A 24,473-nucleotide genomic window follows, 5' to 3' on the forward strand; every position below is an offset into this window, starting at 1 on the left:
GCATGATTATTTGAATGAAGAACTGAGAAAATCCTTTAGTAAGGGATTATTTTATAACGAGGTGAATGGGGCATTGTTATCGGAATTATCGATTAGAAACTTTGCTATTATTGAAGCATTAAATATTTCTTTTCAAAAAGGTTTAACGGTTTTAAGCGGTGAAACAGGGGCCGGAAAATCGATTATTATTGATGCAATTAGTTTACTTGTAGGTGGCCGTGGGTCAGCAGAATTTGTTCGATATGGAACAGAGAAGGCTGAGATTGAAGGGCTATTTTATGTTGAAGATGAGAAGCATCCATGTATTGAAAAGGCAGAAGAGTTAGATATAGAAATAGAAGATGGCATGATTATTTTAAAGCGTGATATTGCTGCGAACGGGAAGAGTGTATGTCGTGTAAATGGGAAGCTTGTTACACTTAGCATATTAAAAGAAATTGGGAAAACACTTGTTGATATTCATGGACAGCACGAAACGCAAGATTTAATGAATGAAGAACGACATCTGTTTATGCTTGATCACTTTGATGGGGATCGAATCGTTAAACAATTAGACATATATCAAAACGTATACGCTGACTATGAAAAATTAAAAAAACAATTGAAATCGTTAAGTGAAAATGAGCAACAAATGGCACATCGCTTAGATTTAATTCAATTTCAGCATGAAGAAATTCGCAAGGCGGATTTAAAGATGGATGAAGAAAATGAATTAACTGAGGAACGATTGCAAATTTCTAATTTTGAAAAGATTTATAAAGCGTTAGGTGATGCATATCGTTCGTTAAGTGCCGACGGACAAGGGTTAGATAATGTAAGAAGTGCAATGGGGCAAATGGAAAGTATTACACATTTAGATGAAGTGTATCAGGAGAATCATGATTCAATTGCAAATAGCTATTACTTATTAGAAGAGGTTGCCTATCAACTGAGAGAAAAGCTCGATATGATGGAATATGATCCAAATCGTTTAGATGAAATCGAAACACGTTTGAATGAAATTCGTATGCTAAAGAGAAAATATGGAAATACTGTAGAAGAGATTTTAGCGTATGCTGATAAAATTGAACAGGAAATTTTTACGATTGAAAATAAAGACGTTCATATTGAAACGACGAAGAAACAGTTGAAGGAATTAGAAAGTGTTATTCTGAAAGAAGCAACGTTGTTAAGTAATATGCGTCATGAGCTTGCAGAACACCTTACAAATGCAATTCATCAGGAATTAAAAGAATTATATATGGAAAAAACGAAATTTGAAGTGAGAATTATGAAGAGAGAAGGAAATGTAGAAGAGCCCCTTGTGGAAGGTGCGCCGGTAAGACTTACGGCGGATGGTTACGATCATGTGGAATTTTATATTTCAACGAACCCAGGAGAGCCGCTAAAACCACTTTCAAAGGTTGCATCTGGCGGAGAGTTATCTCGTATCATTTTAGCTTTAAAAAGCATTTTTTCTAAGCATCAAGGGGTTGCATCTGTTATTTTTGATGAAGTGGATACGGGTGTAAGTGGCCGGGTCGCACAGGCTATTGCGGAAAAAATTTATCGAGTATCAGTAAACTCGCAAGTACTTTGTATTACGCACTTACCTCAAGTAGCTTCAATGGCAGATTCACATTTATTTATTCGAAAACAAGTAGCGAATGATCGGACAATTACATCGGTTACTGTTTTAACTATGGAGGATAAAGTAACAGAAATAGCTCGAATGATTTCTGGTGTGGAAATCACAGATTTAACGACAGAGCATGCGAAAGAATTACTTACGCAAGCGCATCATTTTAAACAGACAGCAGAGGCTATCCAGTAATGGATAGCTTTTTTTCTCAAATGACGATTTCTTAATTCTTCCGGTTATAAATAAAGCACTGCAAGGAGAGATTAAAAAGTGAAGCCAAGAGGCTGAATGTGGGGTAGGAGCGAGGAGAGTGAACAAGTTGAAATTAGAAAAATTTCGAAAAATAATAGGTCTTTGTCTCCTTGTTTCTTTAGTTTTTATTGGATGTTTTAAACCGCTTCGAACGTTTATTTCATCACCGAAACAACTTGTTGTTTTTGAAGGACAACAATCAGAAATATCATCATTACCAGTTTTCAAAGCTTCATCCACAAATCGTCATGTATTTACAGTGAGTTCGAATGAACAAAAACAAGGACTTATGGTAAATTCTCATCAAAATGGTGAAGCTGATATGGTATTTCAGCTTGCTGGTTTTCCAGTAAAAAAAGTAAATGTGAAAGTGTTAAAAGATTTTAAAGTGATTCCAGGTGGACAATCAATTGGTGTGAAATTAAATACAAAAGGTGTACTTGTTGTAGGCCATCATTTAATTCAAACTGAAAAAGGTAAAATATCTCCTGGTGAAACAGCAGGTGTACAAATTGGAGATATGATTACTGAAATTAATGGTAAAACAATTGAAAGAATGAGTGATGTAGCACCGTTTATTCATAATAGTGGAGAAACAGGTGAACCGCTTAATCTTGTATTGTTAAGAGATGGAAAATATATTCGTACGAAGCTAACTCCACAAAAAGACAACGGTGAATCGTCTTATCGAATTGGCTTGTATATCCGTGATTCGGCAGCTGGAATTGGAACGATGACATTTGTTCATCCAGATTCTATGAAATATGGGGCACTTGGTCATGTTATTTCTGATAATGATACGAAAAAGCCGATTCAAGTCGAAGATGGACAAATTATGCGCTCGACAGTTACATCAATTGAAAGAGGTAGTCATGGGAATCCAGGGGAGAAATTAGCAAGATTCTCACCAGACCGTGAAGTGATTGGCAATATTACAATTAATAGTCCATATGGTATTTTTGGAAAATTAAATACGAATATGAAAAACGGTATAATGGATAAAGCAATGCCTATCGCATTATCTCATCAAGTAAAAGAAGGACCGGCAAAAATATTAACAGTTATTGATCAAGATAAAGTAGAAGCGTTTGATATTGAAGTCGTTAGTACAGTGCAGCAAAAATTCCCAGCCACAAAGGGTATGGTAATAAAAGTAACAGATAAACGTCTATTAGCGAAAACGGGCGGTATCGTACAAGGAATGAGCGGAAGTCCAATTGTACAAAATGGAAAAGTAATTGGTGCTGTTACACATGTATTTGTAAATGATCCAACATCAGGATATGGTGTTCATATTGAATGGATGTTACATCAAGCTGGAATTAATATTTATGATCAAGAGAAAAAAGCGAGCTAATATATATTATTAGCTCGCTTTTTCTGTTGAAAAATTCGTTGAAATTTTGTAAAAGCTCCGCAAGAGGTGTTTTTTGTTGTAAAATAAAAGGAAAGGGTTGAACGTTTCGTTGTATTTCTATGATGGAATGTGTTGCGAAAGGGAATAAATGAACGATAAACATATTTTTTTGTGATTTTATCGGAAAGTAAGAAACTTTAAAAGGGAATTTTCACACAATTGTCGAACAATTCATGTAGCCTAGAAGGATACACATGTCGGAGAATCGATTCGGTAAGGGAGGAAAAGCTGTGGAGAAAATTAAAGTATGTCTTGTGGATGATAATAAAGAACTAGTATCAATGTTAGAGAGCTATGTAGCCGCTCAAGATGATATGGAAGTAATCGGTACTGCTTATAATGGTCAAGAGTGTTTAAACTTATTAACAGATAAGCAACCTGATGTACTCGTTTTAGACATTATTATGCCACACTTAGATGGTTTAGCTGTATTGGAGAAAATGCGACATATTGAAAGGTTAAAACAGCCTAGCGTAATTATGTTGACAGCATTTGGCCAAGAAGATGTGACGAAAAAAGCAGTTGACTTAGGTGCCTCATATTTCATATTAAAACCATTTGATATGGAGAATTTAACGAGTCATATTCGTCAAGTGAGTGGTAAAGCAAACGCTATGATTAAACGTCCACTACCATCATTCCGATCAGCAACAACAGTAGATGGAAAACCGAAAAACTTAGATGCGAGTATTACGAGTATCATTCATGAAATTGGTGTACCCGCTCATATTAAAGGATATATGTATTTACGAGAAGCAATCTCCATGGTATACAACGATATCGAATTATTAGGATCGATTACGAAAGTATTGTATCCAGATATCGCAAAGAAATATAATACAACAGCAAGCCGTGTGGAGCGCGCAATTCGTCACGCGATTGAAGTAGCTTGGAGCCGTGGGAATATTGATTCTATTTCGTCCTTATTCGGTTATACAGTATCCATGTCAAAAGCAAAACCTACGAACTCTGAGTTTATCGCAATGGTTGCGGATAAGCTGAGACTTGAACATAAAGCTAGCTGAGAGTAGAAGTAGCAATGGGTTTTCGTTTTAGTAAAACCGATGTATGCTGGAACGCTATGCTCGATGTTAATTTTAAAGCCAATAAACTTTTTAATGAAAGACCAATGAATGTTATAATTCGTTGGTCTTTTTATTTTGTTGAGAAAAAGAGATTATTTGATATCATGGGAAATAAAACCTATTTTTAGTAATATTACATGTAAGTGAGTTTTTTATAAGGCAATAAAATAGATATAGATAGGGAGAAGGGGAATGGAAAATAAAATTTCAACTTGGCTAGGAATAGTAGCAGCTATGGGAGTTCTTGCTATTGCAGTTACATTTGGAATGTTAGAACTTGCAGATAATCCAGTAGATAAAGAAGTGAGCGCTCAAATAGATAAAAAAGAAGACCAAACAATAGTAGGTAGAGAGGTGGATGGGGTCTTTGTTGATGTGTATGTTACTGAAAATTCTACTGAAAGCGAAGTCATTACAGCGATGCATCGCATGACTCATCAAAAAGTGGTGGCAGAACGAAAATCGGGCTCTATCCCAATGATTCAAAGTAATGCTAAAAAATTAAAAGAAATTATAAATAAGAGTAGCTTTACGAAGAAAAATGAACTTTTAGCAATTGCTGATAGATGGGCGAAAAAAGATTTTAGTAAAATTGTAGAAGATCACAATTATTTCTCGGATGCTCAAGAAGATAGCGTTTGTAAAGTAACTAGAGCAATGGATGCGTTAGAAGAGCAACATTATATTTTAACTACATTCGGGGAGGAAAAAGCGAAAGAACTATACGAATCAGGGGATGCTCCGCACGTTCAATAAAAAATAATATAAAGGACTTCTCTAGTTTTTTTATTATCGTGTTTTAAGGACGTAATGGGACTTATAAATAAATGGTCTGCTTTCTTTATGACGTGTAACAAAAAAGAAAAGATGTGATTCATTATTAAATGATGAAGGAACGGCTAAATCACATCGTAGTACATCTGTTAAAGGATTTTAGTAGGAAAGGCATCCGTGATATAATAGAAAATAATAAAAAGTCCTGCAAAACAGGACTGTATTATTCTTCGTCTTTATTTTGTTTTTCTAATTCAACTAGCTTTTGAATTAAAATGTGCTGCGGCATATGCATGAGTTGTTCAAGTGGAACACCTAGTGCTTTTGATAAGCGGACTGCAGTATCTGGAGAGATTTGTAATGGTCTCATAGAAGTACCTCCTTTTTCGTATAGTATAGCATAAGATTGGGGGAGTGAGGATGACTCTTATATTTGCACATCGTGGTGCGGCTGGAACGTACCCAGAAAATACAATGATTTCATTTGAAGCGGCTGAGTCTTTTAGAGCGGATGGAATTGAACTTGATGTTCAATTAACGAAAGACGGAAAAGTTGTCGTCATTCATGATGAAACGGTGGACCGGACAACAAATGGAAAAGGTGCGGTTCGGAATTATGTATATGAGGACTTATGCAAGTTAGATGCAAGTTATAAATTTGGTGATAAAGTAGGTTTTTGTAAAATACCACTTTTAGAAGAGGTATTAGAATGGCTTGCACAAACGAGTTTGCTACTTAATATTGAACTTAAAAATAATAAAATTCCATACAGAGGTTTAGAGGAAGAAGTTATAACGCTTGTACGGAAATTTAGTCTAGAGGATCGTGTTATATTTTCTTCGTTTAATCACTACAGTATGAAACGGTGCCATATGATGGCTCCTGATATTCAAACAGCAATTTTATATCGCGAAGGTTTGCATAGTCCGTGGGCATACGCGAAAAAAATGGGGGCTACAGCAGTACATCCGAATTATCGTTACCTTCAAGATGCTATTGCCGAACTAACGATGGAAAGTGGTGTAGAGGTTCGCCCTTATACAATTAATGAAGAAACGCTTATGCGTAAATATTTTGATATGAATATATCGGCGATTATTACTGATTACCCTGAAACGGCCAGAACGTTAATGCCAATAAAAAAATGAGACCGCGTGTAACGGTCTCATTTTTTTATTTATAAATAGTGGGGCATTCCTATCTTCTAAAGCGAGCTTGTACTTTATTTCGTTTACGGTCTCGGTGCAAGACGAAGCCACCGAAGATATAAAACCCGAGCCCGAAGCAGAGAGCGCCGATTAAAAATTGTAACCACAGTATAGAGATTGGTGGAAATAGAATCCCGAATACAGTATCTCTCATTAACTTTATACCAAACACAGCTAATGAAATAGGGATGAGTGCTAATAGTAGAGCAACGTAACGCTGCATACATAACGCTCCTTTTCAGATTATTTCGTATATTTTAATGATGTTATAAGGAAAGGGGGTTTGTCAAGAGGGTGCTGAACGAGTAAGATAAAGGTGTGAAAAAATTTGCAGAGTTACTTCGAGAGGAAGTGGGATATATGAAACAAAAAGTATTAATTGTTGGTGCAGGTGAAGGCGGGAGCGCACTGCTGAATCTGTTACAAAGTTCGAATATATTTCAAATTATAGGGATTATTGATATAAATCCGTTGGCAAAAGGACTACAAATTGCTAAGGAATACGGGATTGCAATTGGAGAAAGTGTAACTCCATTTCTTTCTATGCATATCGATGTAATATTTGATATGACAGGTGAAGATGATGTGCATAAGGTTTTATTGGAAAAAAAGAAAAAAGACACTCTTCTTATACCAGGTGATATCGCAAAAATTGTTACAGGATTAGCGCATGAGAAGGAAGGGCTGATTGGGCGATTAGAGGAACAAACGCAACAAGGAGAATTAATTTTAAATTCTACACATGACGGCATGATCGTAATTGATCGAGAGGGACAAGTTCGTCTTTTTAATAAAAGTGCAGAGCGTATTATCGGATATAAAAAAGAAGAGGCGATAGGAAAATATATTTTAGAAGTCATTCCAACTAGTAAATTACTTCGCATTATACGTACGAAACAAATAGAAGTAAATTATGAACTAACATTAGAGAATGGAAAGAAAATTATTACAACGCGTATACCGATATTAAAAGAGGGCGGAGAGGTACAAGGGGCATTTGCAATTTTTAAAGATATAACAGAAGTTGTAGATTTAGCGGAAGAAGTTACAGATTTAAAGGAGATTCAAACACTATTAGAGGCAATTATTAACTCATCTGAAGAAGCAATTTCGGTTGTGGATGAAAAAGGAAGAGGTTTAGTCATTAACCCGGCATATACGAAATTAACGGGTTTAACAGAAGAAGATATTATTGGGAAGCCTGCTACAACTGATATTGTAGAAGGCGAAAGTATGCATATGAAAGTACTTCGAACGCGTCGTGCGGTGCGCGGAATACATATGAAGATTGGGCAAAAAAAGCGCGATGTAATTGTAAACGTGGCACCAGTCATTGTGGATGGAATATTGAAAGGAAGCGTCGGCGTTATCCGTGACGTGTCGGAAATTCAAAAGTTAACAAATGAATTGAATAGAGCAAGGCAAATTATTCGCACATTAGAAGCGAAATATTCATTTGATGATATTGTCGGGAATTCAGATGAAACAACGGCAGCTATCGAACAGGCGAAGCTAGGAGCAAATACACCAGCAACAGTGCTGTTACGCGGTGAATCTGGGACTGGTAAAGAATTGTTTGCACATGCAATCCATAATGGAAGTAATCGAAAATACAATAAGTTCGTCCGTGTAAACTGTGCGGCCATTTCGGAGACGTTGTTAGAAAGTGAATTATTTGGTTATGAGGAAGGGGCGTTTTCTGGAGCGAAAAGAGGCGGGAAACGTGGGTTCTTTGAGGAAGCAAATAACGGTAGTATTTTTTTAGATGAAATAGGGGAGTTATCTGCAAATACACAAGCGAAACTCCTTCGTGTACTGCAGGAAAAAGAAATTGTAAAAGTTGGTGGAACGAAAGCGATACCTATTAATGTTCGAGTAATTGCAGCGACGCATGTGAATTTAGAAAAGGCTATTCTAGAAGGGAAGTTTAGGGAGGATTTATATTATCGATTAAATAAAATCCCAATTCAAATTCCATCTCTTCGTCAACGTAAAGGAGATATACCGACAATTGCGGACAGATTGATTCAAAAAATTAATCAAGATTACGGTCGTAATGTAGAAGGGCTCACTGATTCAGCCATTTTATATTTACAATCATACGAATGGCCAGGGAATGTGAGGGAACTTGAAAATATTCTGGGAAGAGCTATTATCTTTATGAATTATAACGAGACCTATATTGATGTACACCATTTACCGCCATTACATAACGAAGAGCAGGTGGAGTCAAAGCAATCTCATTTATTACCTGAATTAGAAGAAAAGCCACTTGAACATTTAGTGACAGAGTTTGAAGGGAATATTATTCATGAATATTTGGAGAGATTTGATGGGAATAAAACGCAAACTGCAAAAGCGTTAGGAATTTCCGTTCGAAATTTATATTACAAGCTAGAAAAGTATGACCATGCAAAAAATAGCATGCAATAAATTGCGTACCGTGCAATTTATTGCATGGTATACAAAAAGCGACAAAATAAGACAGAATCTTTTGTTATTTTCCAAAGTATTGATTTTACTGCATTTTGAATGCGTTTTCATTATTGGTAAGACCACTTTTAAAAGTTGGCACGGTATTTGCTTTATAAATAGACGAGGGACGACGGAAAGGGTTGATTACAAAATATGAAGTTAGAATACTTAATTGATCAAGCAGCAGGGCAGCCTAAAAAAACTGTAGCTGTAGCAGTAGCTGAAGATCATGAAGTAATTGAAGCTGTAGCGAAAGCAATTAAATTACAGTTAGCTCAATTTCGTCTATATGGAAATCAAGAAAAAATAATGGGGATGCTACAAGAACATGGTTTACAAACTTCAGAACATGTTGAAGTGATTGCAGCAATGTCTAGTGCAGAGGCTGCAGAACTTTCTGTTAAAGCTGTGAGAAATGGTGAAGCAGACGTGCTTATGAAGGGGAACATCCCAACAGCGAATATTTTGAAGGCTGTGTTAAACAAAGAGTGGGGCCTACGTAAAGGTAGCGTACTTTCACATGTAGCAGCATTTGAAGTTCCAAATTACGATCGTCTTATTTTCGTTACAGATGCAGCGATGAACATCGCACCTGATGTAACACAAAAAGCTGCTATTATACAAAATACTGTAGAAGTTGCCCGGGCAATAGGAATCGACTTGCCAAAAGTGGCACCAATTGCAGCAGTAGAAGTTGTGAATCCAGCGATGCAGGCGACAATTGATGCAGCGATGTTAACACAAATGAATCGCCGCGGACAAATTAAAGATTGTATCGTTGATGGACCACTTGCTTTAGATAATGCAGTATCACAAATTGCAGCAGAGCATAAAGGCATAGTAAGTGATGTAGCAGGTAAGGCAGATATTTTACTCGTCCCAACGATTGAAGCTGGAAATGTGCTATATAAATCACTCGTATACTTTGCGGATGCAAAAGTAGGAGCAATGATTGCTGGCGCAAAAGCACCGATCGTTTTAACATCTCGTGCTGATTCAGCAGAAACAAAAGTATATTCATTAGCATTGGCAGTTGCGACTGCTTCAAAATAAACCAAAAAGGGTAAAACATTAGGGGGAAACGACAATGACATTAGAAATCTTCGAATACTTAGAAAAATATGATTATGAGCAAGTGGTATTTTGTCAAGATAAAGAATCTGGTTTAAAAGCAATTATTGCAATTCATGATACAACACTTGGACCGGCTCTTGGTGGAACAAGAATGTGGACATATGATTCTGAAGAAGCGGCGATTGAAGATGCATTGCGTCTTGCAAAAGGGATGACATACAAAAACGCAGCAGCTGGTTTAAACTTAGGTGGTGCGAAAACAGTAATTATCGGTGATCCTCGTAAAGATAAGAGCGAAGCAATGTTCCGTGCACTAGGACGTTATATCCAAGGACTAAACGGACGTTACATTACAGCTGAAGATGTTGGTACAACAGTAGATGATATGGATATTATCCATGAAGAAACTGACTTTGTAACAGGTATCTCACCATCATTCGGTTCTTCTGGTAACCCATCTCCGGTAACTGCATACGGTGTTTACCGTGGTATGAAAGCAGCTGCAAAAGAAGCTTTCGGTACTGACAATTTAGAAGGAAAAGTAATTGCTGTTCAAGGCGTTGGTAACGTAGCATATCACCTATGCAAACATTTACACGCTGAAGGAGCAAAATTAATCGTTACAGATATTAATAAAGAAGCTGTACAACGTGCTGTAGAAGAATTCGGTGCATCAGCAGTTGAACCAAATGAAATTTACGGTGTTGAATGCGATATTTACGCACCATGTGCACTAGGCGCAACAGTTAATGATGAAACTATTCCACAACTTAAAGCAAAAGTAATCGCAGGTTCTGCAAATAACCAATTAAAAGAAGATCGTCATGGTGACATCATTCATGAAATGGGTATTGTATACGCACCAGATTATGTAATTAATGCAGGTGGCGTAATTAACGTAGCAGACGAATTATATGGATACAATAGAGAACGTGCACTAAAACGTGTTGAGTCTATTTATGACACGATTGCAAAAGTAATCGAAATTTCAAAACGCGATGGCATAGCAACTTATGTAGCGGCAGATCGTCTAGCTGAAGAGCGCATTGCAAGCTTGAAGAATTCTCGTAGCACTTACTTACGCAACGGTCACGATATTATTAGCCGTCGCTAATCATTCATATATAACTTTTACAAAAGGTGTGGTTACCTCTTATGAGGTTTCCACTTCCTTTTGAATTTATTAGTGGAGGTAGCAACATTGTCTGTAAATCGAATTCTTGTTATTAACCCAGGTAGTACATCCACAAAAATTGGTGTTTTTGATAATGAAAGACCCGTTCTAGAAGAAACGATTCGTCATGACGTAGAACAGATTGGAAAATATAAGAGAATTATCGACCAATATGAGTTTCGAAAAGAAACGATTTTAGAAGTTCTACATTCTCATGGTATTAACATTTCAAAATTAAACGCTGTTTGTGGGCGTGGTGGATTACTTCGTCCAATCGAAGGCGGTACGTATACAGTAAACGATGCGATGTTAGAAGATTTGAAAAATGGCTTTAGCGGTCATCACGCTTCAAACCTTGGAGGCATTTTAGCATATGAAATTGCTTCTGGATTAAACATTCCTGCATTCATTGTAGATCCTGTCGTTGTAGATGAGATGGAGCCGGTTGCTCGTATAAGTGGCATTGCTGGTATGGAACGCAAAAGTATCTTCCATGCATTAAATCAAAAAGCAGTTGCTCGTAAAGTAGCTGAACAGTTAAATCACAAATACGAGGATTTAAATTTATTAGTTACACATATGGGTGGCGGTATTACAGTTGGTGCTCATAAAAAAGGAAGAGTAATCGATGTGAATAACGGTTTAAACGGAGAAGGACCATTTAGTCCAGAGCGCGCTGGTACAGTACCAGTAGGGCAACTAGTAGAAATGTGTTTCTCTGGTGAGTATTACCGTGATGAAATGATTAAAAAACTTGTCGGACAAGGTGGACTTGTAAGTTTAATCGGTACAAATGATGCGATTAAAGTAGAGCAAATGGTTGAAAAAGGTGATCCTGAAGCAACTCTTATTTATAAAGCAATGGCATATCAAGTTGCAAAAGAGATTGGCGGAGCTAGCGCTGTACTTCACGGGAAAATCGATGCAATCGTATTAACTGGTGGACTGGCATACAGTAAAATTCTTGTCGATGAAATAAAAGAGCGAGTGGACTGGATTGCAGATGTTATCGTACATCCAGGCGAAGATGAGTTAGAAGCGTTAGCAGAAGGAGCACTTCGTGTATTACGTGAAGAAGAAGCTCCAAAAGAATACGTTGTACGTGAAAAAGAAACGGTAGCTAGGGGTTGAGATAATGGCAAAAGAATATGATTTAGTCATCGTTGGCGGCGGTACTGGTGGATATGTTGCTGCAATTCGTGCATCACAACTAGGGTTAAAAACTGCACTAGTCGAAAAAGAAAATCTTGGTGGTACTTGTTTACACAAAGGATGTATTCCTAGTAAAGCTCTTTTACGTAGTGCGGAAGTATATGCAACTGCTAAAAAAAGCGAAGAGTTCGGAGTTATTGCAAGCAATGTAGAACTAAACTTTGCGAAAGTACAAGAGCGTAAAGAGAAGATAGTAACGCAGCTTCATAAAGGCGTTCAACATTTAATGAAACAAGGTAAAATTGATGTGTTTGAAGGTATTGGCCGTATTCTTGGCCCATCTATTTTCTCTCCGATGCCAGGGACAATTTCAGTTGAACTTGCAAGTGGAGAAGAGAATGAAATGTTAATTCCAAAAAATGTACTTATTGCAACAGGTTCTCGTCCAAATTCATTACCAGGTTTAGAATTAGACGGAGAGTACGTAATGTCTTCAGATCATGCTCTAAAAATGGAAACGCTTCCTAGTTCGATTATTATCGTTGGTGGCGGTGTAATCGGTATTGAGTGGGCATCTATGCTTGCTGACTTCGGTGTAGAAGTTACAGTATTAGAGTATGCGAAAACGATATTACCACTAGAAGATCAAGACGTTTCAAAAGAAATGCAACGTCTATTCAAGAAAAAAGGTATTAAAGTGGTAACTGGTGCAAAAGTATTACCAGAAACATTGGTAAAAGATAATGGAGTAACAATCCAAGCTGAACACAACGGTGAAAATAAAGAATTTAAAGCAGAAAAAATGCTTGTATCTGTAGGAAGACAAGCGAATACGCAAAATATTGGCTTAGAGAATACAGATATCGTTGTGGAAAAAGGATACATTCAAACAAATGAGTTTTATCAAACGAAAGAATCGCATATTTACGCAATTGGAGATGTAATCGGTGGCCTGCAACTCGCTCACGTTGCTTCTCACGAAGGAATTGCTGCAGTAGAACATATTGCAGGGAAAGAAGTTACACCAATCGATTACTCTATGGTATCAAAATGCGTATATAGCAGTCCGGAAGTTGCTTCTGTCGGTTTAACAGAACAAGAAGCGAAAGAAAAAGGCTATAAGTTAAAAGTAGGTAAGTTCTCATTCCGCGCAATCGGAAAAGCACTTGTATACGGAGAATCAGATGGTTTCGTAAAACTTGTAGTTGATGAAGAGACAAATGACATTCTTGGTGTTCATATGATTGGACCGCATGTAACAGATATGATTTCTGAAGCGGGTCTTGCAAGAGTACTTGATGCAACACCTTGGGAAGTAGCACATACAATTCATCCGCATCCATCATTATCTGAGGCGATTGGTGAAGCAGCACTTGCTGTAGATGGAAGAGCGTTACACGCATAAAAATGTGGATTTAGGAGGTTATGAAAAATGGCAGAAGTAAAAGAAAAGCGCCATGAAGAGCTTGGCTTAAGTGATGAGCAAGTATTAGAAATGTTCCGTACGATGTTACTTGCACGTAAAATCGACGAACGTATGTGGTTATTAAACCGTGCTGGTAAAATTCCATTCGTAATTTCTTGTCAAGGACAAGAGGCTGCACAAGTTGGAGCGGCGTTCGCTCTTGATAGAGAGAAAGATTATGCATTACCATACTACCGTGATATGGGTGTTGTACTAGCATTTGGTATGACAGCTAAAGAGCTTATGTTGTCTGCTTTCGCGAAAGCTGGAGATCCAAACTCTGGTGGTCGTCAAATGCCTGGTCACTTCGGTCAAAAGAAAAATCGTATTGTTACAGGTTCATCTCCAGTAACAACGCAAGTACCACATGCAGTTGGTATTGCATTAGCTGGAAAAATGGAGAAGAAAGATTTAGTAACGTTCGTTACATTTGGAGAAGGTTCTTCAAACCAAGGTGACTTCCATGAAGGGGCAAACTTTGCTGGTGTACACAAACTACCTGTTATTTTTATGTGTGAAAATAACAAATATGCAATCTCTATTCCAGTTGAAAAACAATTAGCATGTAAAAACGTATCAGATCGTGCGATTGGTTACGGTATGCCTGGATATACAATAGACGGAAACGATCCGCTTGCAGTATATAAAGCTGTAAAAGAAGCAGCAGATCGCGGTCGCCGTGGTGAAGGCCCAACTTTAATTGAAACAGTATCATATCGTTTAACAGCACATTCTAGTGACGATGATGATCGTGTTTATCGTGATAAAGAGGAAGTAGAAGAAGCAAAGAAAAAAGATTCAATTATAACATTCGCGGCTTATTTAAAAGAAGCTGGTGTATTAACTGAGGAATCGGAAAAACAAATGTTAGACGAAATTATGCATATCGTAAATGAAGCAACAGAATATGCAGAAAATGCTCCGTATGCAGCACCTGAAGATGCATTGAAGCACGTATACGCAGAATAGGGGGGAACGTTTCATGGCTGTAATGTCTTATATTGATGCTATTACATTAGCAATGCGCGAAGAAATGGAACGCGATGAGAAAGTATTCGTTTTAGGAGAAGATGTTGGTAAAAAAGGTGGCGTGTTTAAAGCGACACACGGTTTGTATGATCAATTTGGTGAAGATCGTGCGCTTGATGCACCGCTTGCAGAATCTGCAATTGCTGGGGTAGCAATTGGTGCGGCAATGTATGGTATGCGTCCAATCGCTGAAATGCAGTTTGCTGATTTCATCATGCCAGCAGTAAACCAAATTGTTTCTGAGGCAGCAAAAATTCGTTATCGTTCTAATAATGATTGGACTTGTCCAGTTACAATTCGTGCACCATTTGGCGGGGGTGTTCACGGTGCATTGTATCATTCACAATCTGTAGAAGCGATGTTTGCAAACCAACCAGGTTTAAAAATCGTTATCCCTTCTACACCATATGATGCAAAAGGCTTATTAAAAGCAGCCATTCGTGATGAAGATCCAGTATTATTCTTCGAACATAAACGTGCATATCGTTTAATTAAAGGTGAAGTGCCGGAGGATGACTACGTATTACCAATCGGAAAAGCAGATGTAAAACGTGAAGGTGATGATATTACAGTTATCACGTACGGATTATGTGTTCATTTTGCTCTTCAAGCGGCTGAAAAGTTAGCACAAGATGGCATCTCTGCACACATTCTTGATTTACGTACTGTATATCCATTAGATAAAGAAGCAATCATTGAAGCAGCTTCTAAAACAGGTAAAGTTCTTCTTGTAACAGAAGACAATAAAGAAGGAAGCATTATGAGTGAAGTGGCAGCAATTATTGCTGAAAACTGTCTATTTGATTTAGATGCGCCAATCGCACGTCTTGCAGGTCCAGACGTTCCAGCAATGCCATATGCACCAACAATGGAAAAATTCTTTATGGTAAATCCAGATAAAGTTGAAAAAGCAATGCGTGAACTTGCGGAATTTTAATCGGGGGGACTATACATGGCTGTAGAAAATATTACAATGCCTCAGCTCGGGGAGAGCGTTACAGAGGGCACAATTAGTAAATGGCTCGTTAATGTTGGCGATCACGTAAACAAGTATGATCCGCTTGCAGAAGTAATGACTGATAAAGTAAATGCTGAAGTACCATCTTCTTTCACGGGGATTGTAAAAGAGTTAATCGCTGGTGAAGGTGATACGTTAGCTGTAGGTGAAGTAGTTTGTGTGATTCAAGTAGAAGGCGCAGATGAAGTAGCAGCAACAGCTGTTGAAGAAAAAACGAAAGAAGAACCAAAGGCAGAAGTAGCTACGTCTGAAAAAGCACCGAAAGTAAAACAACCAACTGATGGAAAACCACGTTTTTCACCAGCTGTGTTAAAACTTGCGGGTGAGCATAACGTTGATTTAGATCTAGTAGAAGGTACGGGAGCAAACGGCCGTATCACTCGTAAAGATATTTTAAAGCTAGTGGAATCTGGAAATATTCCGCAAGCAGGTGCAGCGAAGAAAGAGGAAGCTGTAGCGGCAGTAGTAGAAGCTCGCCCAGAAGCACCAAAAGCAGCACCAGTAGCGCAAAAAGTAGAAGCTGCGAAACCAGTTTCTGTACCTACAATGCCTGGAGATATCGAAATTCCAGTAACAGGTGTGCGTAAAGCAATCGCAGCAAACATGTTACGTAGTAAACATGAAGCACCACATGCTTGGATGATGATTGAAGTAGATGTGACAAACCTTGTGTCATACCGTAACTCAATTAAAGGTGACTTTAAGAAGCGTGAAGGCTTTAACTTAACGTTCTTTGCTTTCTTCGTAAAAGCAGTAGCACAAGCGTTAAAAGAGTATCCTCAAATTAATTCAATGTGGGCTGGCGATAAAATTGTTCAGAAGAAAGATATTAACCTTTCTATCGCTGTTGCAACAGAGGAAGAACTATTTGTACCAGTAATTAAGCAAGCGGACGAGAAAACAATTAAAGGTATCGCTCGTGAAATTACAGAACTTGCAGGAAAAGTACGTACGAAATCGTTAAAAGCAGACGAAATGCAAGGTGGAACATTTACAATTAATAACACAGGATCATTCGGTTCTGTTCAATCTATGGGTATTATTAATTACCCACAAGCGGCTATTTTACAAGTTGAATCAATTGTAAAGCGCCCAGTAATTATGGATAATGGTATGTTCGGTGCTCGTGACATGGTTAACTTATGTTTATCACTTGATCACCGAGTACTTGATGGTTTAATTTGTGGTAAGTTCTTAGGGCGTGTTAAAGAAATTTTAGAAAACATGTCAGAAAATAATACATCTGTATATTAATAAAAAGCTCGCTTATGCGAGCTTTTTATTATCTTATTTCTTCATCTACATCCTACTATATGTATAAATATCTTTCCCAGTAATCTTACAATAAACGATTATGTATTAGGAATTTACGAAAATACATTGCTGATATATGGTATATGGATATAAAATAAGAAAAGAATAATTTTTTTGGCAAATCTTACTGATGAAACTGTAGTATAATATATTGTATTGTATGAAAAAGAGAGTTATTCTATATAAGTGTTTTATAGATAATGTGTAATCAGTCGTCAAAACATGAAGAATGTTGACTCCTGGTTTTTTATTTTTGCCGTAACAATGTTTCAGGAGGATGTCATGAAAAGAAGTACCGAGTTTCTAAAAAGTTTAGATGTAAAATTAATTTTAATTTTGTGTGCACTATGTGTGACGAGTATAGCTGCTATATATAGCAGTCAGCAAACGGGACAGTATGGAGCTGCAAACTTTGCTATGAAACAAGGTGTTAACTACATAATTGGGGTTGTATTGTTACTTCTTGTTGCAAGCATTGATTTAGATCAGTTACAAAAATTATCTTGGCCGCTTTATATTGCTGGGTTTGCTTCACTTATTCTTTTGAAAGTATTACCACCATCAGGTTTTACACCTGAAAAATTAGGTGCAAAAAGATGGTTTGTTTTCCCAGTATTTGGACAAATTCAGCCGTCTGAGTTTTTCAAAATTGCATTGCTACTTGTAGTAGCGAGTATAGCAGTAAAACATAATGCACAGTATATGGCAAGGACATTCCAAACAGATTTAAAGCTAGTAGGTAAAATTATGCTAGTGTCACTTCCACCTATGGCGGTTGTATATAGTCAACCTGATACAGGTATGGTGTTCTTATATGCTGCTGCTATTGCATGTATTTTATTTATGTCAGGTATTCAAAAGAAATTGATAGCATTATGTACAGTTATTCCGTTGACCATATTATCTGCTTTAATATTTATTTTCTTTAAGTATCAAGATTTTTTCTATAATAATTTAGTTACTTTACTAAAACCTCACCAACAGTCGCGTATTGTAGGTTGGTTAAATCCATTTGAAAATGCAGATCAAGGTTATCAAACGCAACAATCGATTTTAGCTGTAGGTAGTGGAGGAATGGAAGGTAAAGGGTTTGGGGGAGGAAGCGTCTATATCCCAGAGAAGCATACTGACTTTATTTTCGCTACAATTGCCGAAGAAGGTGGATTTATCGTAGCAGCCTTAGTTGTCTTCTTGTTCCTATTACTACTATATCGAACAATTATTATTGGTTATTCCGCTGATAATTTATTTGGTACATTATTATGCGCTGGATCGATCGGTATATTAACAGTTCAAATATTCCAAAACATCGGTATGATCGTTGGATTAATGCCTGTAAAAGGTATTGCATTACCTTTCTTATCGTATGGGGGAAGTTCCTTATTCTCGAATATGATTATGATGGGGCTCATACTATCGGTACGGAAAACGTATAAAAAATATATGTTTTCAGTTAAGTAAAAAAAGCTGGTTCGTTTTTAAACGAACCAGCTTTTTTACATATATGCTCATAAACGTTGCAAACTAAAACAGGTTAGCAGTTTGAGACGGGTAAGGAGTGCAAAGTGATGCATATGCATATTTTTGAAGGAGCACGGCATCTTTCTAGTAGTGAATGGGTTATTCGGGCTATTATAGCATACATATTTTTAATATTAGTTGCGAAAGCGATGGGACAAAGGTCTATCGCACAACTTCGTTTTTTAGATGTTGTATTAGTGTTATTGCTTGGTGGGAATATTTCTAACGCATTGTCTGATGAAAAAGTAGGGTTACTGGGCTCGATGATTACAACGTTCATACTCGTTGTACTTCATATTATAAGCTCAGTTTTAATGCTGAAATGGGATAGATGGAGACGTTTTTTAGAGCCAGCACCTATCATTCTTATACATAATGGTTCCATTGATTTTAGCAATTTGAAAAAGGCGAGAATTACCGTGGAATATTTGTTTTCGGAACTTCGTATGCGAAATGTGAGCGATATTCAAACGATTAAATTAGCATTATGGGAAGCAAACGGTGTCGTTTCTATATTTCGGTATCCAGAATATGAAGCAGTTTCGCGGCTTGATCTTAAAGTGGCGGGAAAAAAATCTCCAGTTTCTTTTGTATTAGTAAAGGATGGGAGGATACAGAAAGATGTTCTTGCATTATTAGGAAAAACAGAAGCTTGGGCGAGAGAATTTCTAGAGGAGAGTACAGAAGTGGAATCTATTATGTTAGCTACAGTAGATGAATCACATAAAATAAATATTTTGTTAAAAAAATGAAAAATATACGCATTTTGTCGTTTCGAACATATGATACAATAGTGTGGACAACGAAAAAGGAGGCGATACGGTGGGATATGTAGAAGAATTACGAAAAATAGTTGGTCATCGCCCTTTAATTTTAGTTGGTGCTGTTGTACTCATTATAAATGAAAATGGATATGTTTTATTGCAGCAGCGGACAGAGCCGTACGGAAAATGGGGGCTACCTGGCGGGCTAATGGAGCTTAGTGAATCACCAGAAGAAACAGCTTATCGTGAAGTATATGAAGAGACAGGAATAAAAGTGAAGAACTTGCGACTAATCAATGTATTTTCTGGAGCGAACTACTTTACAAAATTAGCAAACGGTGATGAATTTCAATCTGTAACAACCGCCTATTATACAGACGAATACGAAGGGGATTTTGTTATGAATAAAGAAGAAGCAGTTCAGCTTAAATTCTTTTCAGTAACAGAACTACCTGACTATATTGTAGGATCGCATAAAAAAATGATTGCTGAATATATGAAGATTATGGAAAAAAAGATATAATCATAGTGAAAGAAATACAAAAACACAGTTCTGGTTGGTAGTCCAGACGCATGATTTCATGTCAGTAACCTTCCCCTCCGGGATGTCCTGTATTTCTAATCTTTTAAAGGAGGGGCTGTCAATGGATTTGACAGTATATCACGATGGCCAATTTTTTGTTGGAATCATTACATGTAAAGAACAAGGGAAATTGTATGGGGCGAGGTATATTTTTGGGGCGGAACCGTCAGATGAAGAAGTGCTTATGTTTGTGAATGGTTCACTTTTAGAGCATTTTCAGCACTTTGCAAAATGTGGTGTAGAAGTTAAAGAAAAACAGCGTCCTAAAAACATAAAGCGTATCATACGACAAGCAGCAAAAGAAATAAATATTAAACGTTTTACTAAGGCGCAAGAGGCGATTAGTTTATCTTATGAATTGCATAAACAAGAAAAGAAAGTGCAGTCTAAAGAGAAGCGAGAAGCTGAAAAAGAAAGAAGACGTTTAATGAAAGTACAAAAAGCAAAGCAAAAACATCGTGGTCATTAAAGAAAAGGTGTTAGAGCAGGAGCTCTAACACCTTTTCTATACTGAAATACAAGTAAACTTACTTGTATTTCATAAACATTAACTGGTAAGATACAAATAGGTAGTTTTAGAGGAGGGAAAAGAGTGATTAATTTTAACTTTTTTATGAATGATGTTGTCCGCCAAGCGCGTGAAGAGATTGTCTCTGCTGGATATACAGAATTGACGACACCAGAAGCGGTAGAAGAAGCGTTTAAAAGAAATGGAACAACACTTGTAATGGTAAACTCTGTATGTGGTTGTGCAGGTGGTATTGCTCGTCCTGCTGCTGCGCATTCCGTACATTATGATAAACGTCCTAACCACCTTGTAACGGTGTTTGCAGGTCAAGATAAAGAAGCGACAGCAAGAGCGCGTGAATATTTCGAAGGGTACCCACCTTCTTCTCCATCATTTGCTTTATTAAAAGATGGAAAAATTGTAACGATGGTAGAGCGTCATGAAATTGAAGGTCATGAACCGATGCAAGTTATTGCGAAACTACAATCATATTTTGAAGAGAATTGTGAAGAACTATAAAAAATAAGAGAAAAGGCGGCACGTCCACAATCAAGTGGATGTGCCGCCTTTTTTATTTATTATTAAAATTTATGGAATATGCATAGTTGTGTTATTTTATGCATCATTTTATACATGAAAAATAGCGTTTATATTGTTTTGTTATTTATTTTTATTTTATATATTGCATAAAAATAAAAGTGCTGATACAATACAAACATCGAATAAATATTCTATTAAACTTTTAAATATACATTATTAGGGGGAAGAAAGATGAAGAAGTTAGTATCAATATCGTTTGCACTTATTTTAATTGTAAGTATATTCAGCGCTTGTAGTAATGGGGAATCGAAAGAAACAAAAGGAAATAAAAAAGTACTCGTAATGGGAACTTCAGCAGATTATAAACCTTATGAATATGTAGATGCGTCAAAGAGCGATGAAATTATCGGCTTTGATGTTGATGTTGCTAAATATATCGGAAAAGAACTTGGGTATGAAGTGAAAGTGAAAGATATGGATTTTGGTGGTTTATTAGCATCTCTTAGTTCAGGAAAAGTTGATTTCGTAATGGCAGGCATGACGCCAACTGCAGAGCGTAAAAATAATGTTGATTTTACAGATATTTATTTTGTTGCGAAAAATATGGTCGTTTCTAAAAAGGATTCTAACATTAAATCTGTAGAGGATTTAAAAGGGAAAAAAGTAGGAGTACAAACAGGGTCTATTCAAGAAGAGAAAGCAGCAGAATTTAAAAAACAAGTAGATTTCCAGGTTGAGGGACGTGACCGTATACCAGAAATCGTACAAGAAATTAAAGCTGGTCGTTTTGACGCTGCAATTATAGAAGACACAGTTGCTAAAAATTATTTAGAGAAAATGAAAGATTTACAAGGAGTTGAAATTAAAGAAGCGCCAGAAGAAGTTGGAGCAGCAATTGCCCTTCCGAAAAACAGTGATAAAACAGCTGAATTTAATAAAGTAATTAAAAAAATGCAAGAAAATGGAGAAATGGATAAATTAGTGAAGAAATGGTTTGGCAGCGGAAAATAAGCTGCCTTTCACTTTTCTGTGAGGGGAATGAAAAGAATGAACTTAGATTTTTCGGCGATTACGCCTTCGATACCATATATACTAAAAGGTTTAGAAGTTACTTTGAAAATTGTAGCAGTATCAGCTTTAGCAGGATTTATTTTAGGAACGCTATTAGCACTTTGTAAAATTGCTAGAATACGAGCATTAAATATAGCAGCAGATTTTTATACATCAATTTTTCGTGGTACACCCCTTGTATTGCAATTAATGATTATTTATTTCGGTGTCCCGCAAATAATTGGTTATGAAATACCAGCATTCTTAGCTGCTGTACTTGCATTTAGCTTGAATTCAGGTGCATACATGTCAGAAGTAATTCGTGCTGGTATTCAAGCGGTGGATAAAGGACAAACAGAAGCAGCAATGGCTTTAGGGGTACCATACGGAAAAATGATGAGAAATATTATTTTCCCTCAAGCATTAAAAAATATATTACCAGCGCTTGTGAACGAATTTGCGACACTTACGAAAGAATCGGCTGTAGTAACAGTAATAGGCGCGACTGATTTAATGCGTCGTGCTTACATCGTAGGCGGTGAGACATTTAAATATCTTGAACCATTACTTTTTGTTGGACTGATTTATTATATGTTAGTCATTATTCTTACATTAGTCGGGAAGGCAATTGAAGGGAGAATGAAGAAAAGTGATTAAAATTGAAAACCTTCATAAATCATTTGGTAAAAACGAAGTATTAAAAGGAATTACAACAACGATTGAAAAAGGGGAAGTAGTTGCAATTATAGGACCTTCTGGATCAGGAAAATCAACATTTTTACGTTGTATGAATATGTTAGAAGCACCAACGGATGGTCACATTTGGATTGGAACGGAAGAAGTAACGAATCCGAAAACGAATGTTATGCATGTTCGTGAAAATGTCGGTATGGTATTTCAACATTTTCACTTATTTCCTCATATGACTGTATTAGAAAATATTACGTATGCTCCTACCAATGTAAAAGGGGTAACGAAGCAAGAAGCTGAAAAGAAAGCTGAGAAACTTTTAGAAAAGGTTGGACTAGTAGATAAAAAAGATACGTATCCAAATCGTCTTTCGGGAGGACAAAAGCAACGTGTAGCAATTGCAAGAGCGTTAGCAATGGAACCCGAAGTTATGTTATTTGATGAACCGACATCGGCGCTAGATCCAGAGATGGTGAAAGAAGTGTTGGAAGTCATGAAATCGTTAGTTACGACAGGAATGACGATGGCTATCGTTACACATGAAATGGGCTTTGCAAAAGAAGTGGCAGATCGTGTTCTTTTCTTGGACGGAGGAAAGCTTGTAGAAGATAGTGCGCCAGAAGAATTTTTTGCAGCGCCGAAAAGTGAACGTGCGCAACAATTTTTACAAAAAATATTGTAATATGAAAAGGTTATGTGAATAATAAGTAGAAAAGGATGACATTGTGTCATCCTTTTTTTATACTAGCTGTAAATACGTTTATACATATAGGAGTAATGATATGTTTAAAATTGGATACCGTACAGTAAAAACAGCAATAGGGACAGGCGCGGCAGTTTTTATTGCTCAGTTATTAGGGTTGGAATTTTATAGTTCAGCAGGTATTTTAGTTATTTTATGTGTACAAAATACGAAGCGCAAATCGCTTCAAGTGTCGTTACATCGTTTTCTAGCTTGTGTATTATCAATGGTATTCGCGTTTTGTATTTTTGAAACGATCGGCTATACACCACTTGCAATTAGCATATTGTTACTTACATTTATTCCGACTGCAGTAATGCTTAAAATTCAAGAAGGCATTGTCACGAGTTCAGTTATTGTTATGCATCTATATTCATTGAAGCAAATTACATGGCTTATAGTTGGAAATGAAATTGCTATATTAACGATAGGGATTAGCATGGCGTTATTAGTAAATATGTATATGCCGAGTAGTGAAAATAAGCTAAAAGAGTATCAGGATAAAATAGAGAGCAATTTTAAAACGATTTTGTTTGAAATGGTTGTGTATTTACGAAATCGAGAAAGTAGTTGGAGTGGGGCAGAACTCATTGAAACCGAGAATATGTTAAATGAAGCAAGAGATTTATCGTTTAAAAAACTTGAGAATGCATTTATGCGAGAAGATGATTATTACTATCGTTATTTTAATATGCGTATGCAACAATTCGAAATTTTAGAGCGAATGATACCACTAGCAGCTTCTTTATCATGGACATATGAACAAGCTGATATGATTGCAGATGTTGTTGAAAACATTGGTAATGCTATTAGCCCTGAGAGTACTGGCGTTATTTCCTTAAGGCAGCTTCAAGAAATGAGGGGATTATTTAGAGACATGCCATTACCAGCTACACGCGAAGAATTTGAGATACGTGCGAAACTTGTTCAACTTGTGTATGAAATGGAACAATATTTACTCATTAAAAGTCGCTTTAAGGGAAAGGATAATATAAAAGAACTTATATAGAAGGTAG

The 24,473-nt window shown here is 36.7% G+C and carries 24 protein-coding genes; 22 read left to right on the forward strand and 2 right to left on the reverse strand.

Features of this window, described 5'->3' with window-relative positions; translation table 11 throughout:
• Positions 1-73 precede the first annotated feature (73 nt).
• From recN to BLT20_RS06420, 4 genes are all read left to right on the forward strand, one after another.
• The gene (gene recN, locus BLT20_RS06400) at positions 74-1,813 is read left to right on the forward strand and encodes a DNA repair protein RecN (RefSeq protein WP_000947768.1); all 1,740 of its coding nucleotides are present in this window, start codon (positions 74-76) and stop codon (positions 1,811-1,813) included.
• A 118-nt stretch (positions 1,814-1,931) separates the two neighbouring features.
• Positions 1,932-3,230, forward strand: coding sequence for a SpoIVB peptidase (spoIVB, locus tag BLT20_RS06405; protein WP_002000940.1), 1,299 nt, complete (start codon positions 1,932-1,934; stop codon positions 3,228-3,230).
• A 290-nt stretch (positions 3,231-3,520) separates the two neighbouring features.
• Entirely contained in the window at positions 3,521-4,315 is a 795-nt protein-coding gene (gene spo0A, locus BLT20_RS06415) for a sporulation transcription factor Spo0A (protein WP_011110369.1), read from the forward strand.
• Between the two features lie 252 nt (positions 4,316-4,567).
• Positions 4,568-5,131 (forward strand): PRK06770 family protein, encoded by a 564-nt coding sequence (locus tag BLT20_RS06420; RefSeq protein WP_000428229.1) that lies wholly within the window; start codon positions 4,568-4,570, stop codon positions 5,129-5,131.
• A 241-nt stretch (positions 5,132-5,372) separates the two neighbouring features.
• On the opposite strand, the gene BLT20_RS06425 is transcribed toward BLT20_RS06420, so the two are convergent.
• Entirely contained in the window at positions 5,373-5,519 is a 147-nt protein-coding gene (locus tag BLT20_RS06425; protein ID WP_001247671.1) for a YycC family protein, read from the reverse strand.
• Between the two features lie 50 nt (positions 5,520-5,569).
• Here BLT20_RS06425 and BLT20_RS06430 point away from each other — a divergent pair, with 50 nt between their 5' ends.
• Positions 5,570-6,298, forward strand: coding sequence for a glycerophosphodiester phosphodiesterase (locus BLT20_RS06430; protein ID WP_000172575.1), 729 nt, complete (start codon positions 5,570-5,572; stop codon positions 6,296-6,298).
• 49 nt (positions 6,299-6,347) lie between these two features.
• On the opposite strand, the gene BLT20_RS06435 is transcribed toward BLT20_RS06430, so the two are convergent.
• Positions 6,348-6,581 (reverse strand): DUF2627 domain-containing protein, encoded by a 234-nt coding sequence (locus BLT20_RS06435; RefSeq protein WP_001190211.1) that lies wholly within the window; start codon positions 6,579-6,581, stop codon positions 6,348-6,350.
• Positions 6,582-6,718: 137 nt separating this feature from the next.
• Between BLT20_RS06435 and BLT20_RS06440 the strand changes: the two genes are divergently transcribed.
• From BLT20_RS06440 to BLT20_RS06530, 17 genes are all read left to right on the forward strand, one after another.
• Positions 6,719-8,791 carry a sigma-54 interaction domain-containing protein gene (locus BLT20_RS06440; protein ID WP_033666632.1) on the forward strand — a complete coding sequence of 691 codons (2,073 nt, stop codon included), beginning with the start codon at positions 6,719-6,721 and terminating at the stop codon, positions 8,789-8,791.
• Positions 8,792-8,986: 195 nt separating this feature from the next.
• Positions 8,987-9,886: a phosphate butyryltransferase gene (yqiS, locus tag BLT20_RS06450; RefSeq protein ID WP_000764677.1), complete on the forward strand. Its 900-nt coding sequence runs from the start codon at positions 8,987-8,989 to the stop codon at positions 9,884-9,886.
• 34 nt (positions 9,887-9,920) lie between these two features.
• On the forward strand, positions 9,921-11,021 hold the full coding sequence (locus BLT20_RS06455) for a leucine dehydrogenase (protein WP_000171355.1): 1,101 nt from the start codon (positions 9,921-9,923) through the stop codon (positions 11,019-11,021).
• An 87-nt stretch (positions 11,022-11,108) separates the two neighbouring features.
• Positions 11,109-12,212, forward strand: coding sequence for a butyrate kinase (buk, locus tag BLT20_RS06460; protein ID WP_000115781.1), 1,104 nt, complete (start codon positions 11,109-11,111; stop codon positions 12,210-12,212).
• Between the two features lie 4 nt (positions 12,213-12,216).
• Positions 12,217-13,638 (forward strand): dihydrolipoyl dehydrogenase, encoded by a 1,422-nt coding sequence (gene lpdA, locus BLT20_RS06465; RefSeq protein WP_001051289.1) that lies wholly within the window; start codon positions 12,217-12,219, stop codon positions 13,636-13,638.
• A gap of 27 nt (positions 13,639-13,665) precedes the next feature.
• The gene (gene bfmBAA / locus BLT20_RS06470; RefSeq protein WP_000852551.1) at positions 13,666-14,667 is read left to right on the forward strand and encodes a 3-methyl-2-oxobutanoate dehydrogenase subunit alpha; all 1,002 of its coding nucleotides are present in this window, start codon (positions 13,666-13,668) and stop codon (positions 14,665-14,667) included.
• Between the two features lie 13 nt (positions 14,668-14,680).
• Complete coding sequence (gene bfmBAB, locus BLT20_RS06475; protein ID WP_000290071.1) at positions 14,681-15,664, forward strand: 3-methyl-2-oxobutanoate dehydrogenase subunit beta; 984 nt, start codon at positions 14,681-14,683, stop codon at positions 15,662-15,664.
• A 15-nt stretch (positions 15,665-15,679) separates the two neighbouring features.
• On the forward strand, positions 15,680-16,999 hold the full coding sequence (locus BLT20_RS06480; protein WP_000257660.1) for a dihydrolipoamide acetyltransferase family protein: 1,320 nt from the start codon (positions 15,680-15,682) through the stop codon (positions 16,997-16,999).
• A gap of 342 nt (positions 17,000-17,341) precedes the next feature.
• A complete protein-coding gene (locus tag BLT20_RS06490; RefSeq protein ID WP_000831181.1) occupies positions 17,342-18,520 on the forward strand; it encodes an FtsW/RodA/SpoVE family cell cycle protein in 1,179 nt (392 codons plus the stop codon).
• A gap of 107 nt (positions 18,521-18,627) precedes the next feature.
• Positions 18,628-19,332, forward strand: a complete 705-nt coding sequence (locus tag BLT20_RS06495) for a DUF421 domain-containing protein (RefSeq protein ID WP_000550974.1) — start codon at positions 18,628-18,630, stop codon at positions 19,330-19,332.
• Positions 19,333-19,402: 70 nt separating this feature from the next.
• Positions 19,403-19,867: an NUDIX hydrolase gene (locus BLT20_RS06500; RefSeq protein ID WP_000542536.1), complete on the forward strand. Its 465-nt coding sequence runs from the start codon at positions 19,403-19,405 to the stop codon at positions 19,865-19,867.
• A gap of 121 nt (positions 19,868-19,988) precedes the next feature.
• Positions 19,989-20,396 (forward strand): YjdF family protein, encoded by a 408-nt coding sequence (locus BLT20_RS06505; RefSeq protein ID WP_000366599.1) that lies wholly within the window; start codon positions 19,989-19,991, stop codon positions 20,394-20,396.
• Positions 20,397-20,540: 144 nt separating this feature from the next.
• Positions 20,541-20,954, forward strand: coding sequence for a BrxA/BrxB family bacilliredoxin (locus BLT20_RS06510; protein ID WP_001979317.1), 414 nt, complete (start codon positions 20,541-20,543; stop codon positions 20,952-20,954).
• 252 nt (positions 20,955-21,206) lie between these two features.
• Entirely contained in the window at positions 21,207-21,986 is a 780-nt protein-coding gene (locus BLT20_RS06515) for a transporter substrate-binding domain-containing protein (RefSeq protein WP_000737675.1), read from the forward strand.
• Positions 21,987-22,022: 36 nt separating this feature from the next.
• Positions 22,023-22,682 (forward strand): amino acid ABC transporter permease, encoded by a 660-nt coding sequence (locus tag BLT20_RS06520; RefSeq protein WP_001046916.1) that lies wholly within the window; start codon positions 22,023-22,025, stop codon positions 22,680-22,682.
• Positions 22,675-23,397 carry an amino acid ABC transporter ATP-binding protein gene (locus BLT20_RS06525; protein ID WP_000590206.1) on the forward strand — a complete coding sequence of 241 codons (723 nt, stop codon included), beginning with the start codon at positions 22,675-22,677 and terminating at the stop codon, positions 23,395-23,397. The genes BLT20_RS06520 and BLT20_RS06525 overlap by 8 nt, the downstream gene beginning before the upstream one ends.
• A 100-nt stretch (positions 23,398-23,497) precedes the next feature.
• Positions 23,498-24,466 carry an aromatic acid exporter family protein gene (locus BLT20_RS06530; RefSeq protein WP_000472670.1) on the forward strand — a complete coding sequence of 323 codons (969 nt, stop codon included), beginning with the start codon at positions 23,498-23,500 and terminating at the stop codon, positions 24,464-24,466.
• The last annotated feature ends 7 nt before the right edge of the window (positions 24,467-24,473 follow it).

The organism is Bacillus sp. cl96 (assembly GCF_900100505.1).
GTDB lineage: Bacteria > Bacillota > Bacilli > Bacillales > Bacillaceae_G > Bacillus_A > Bacillus_A cereus.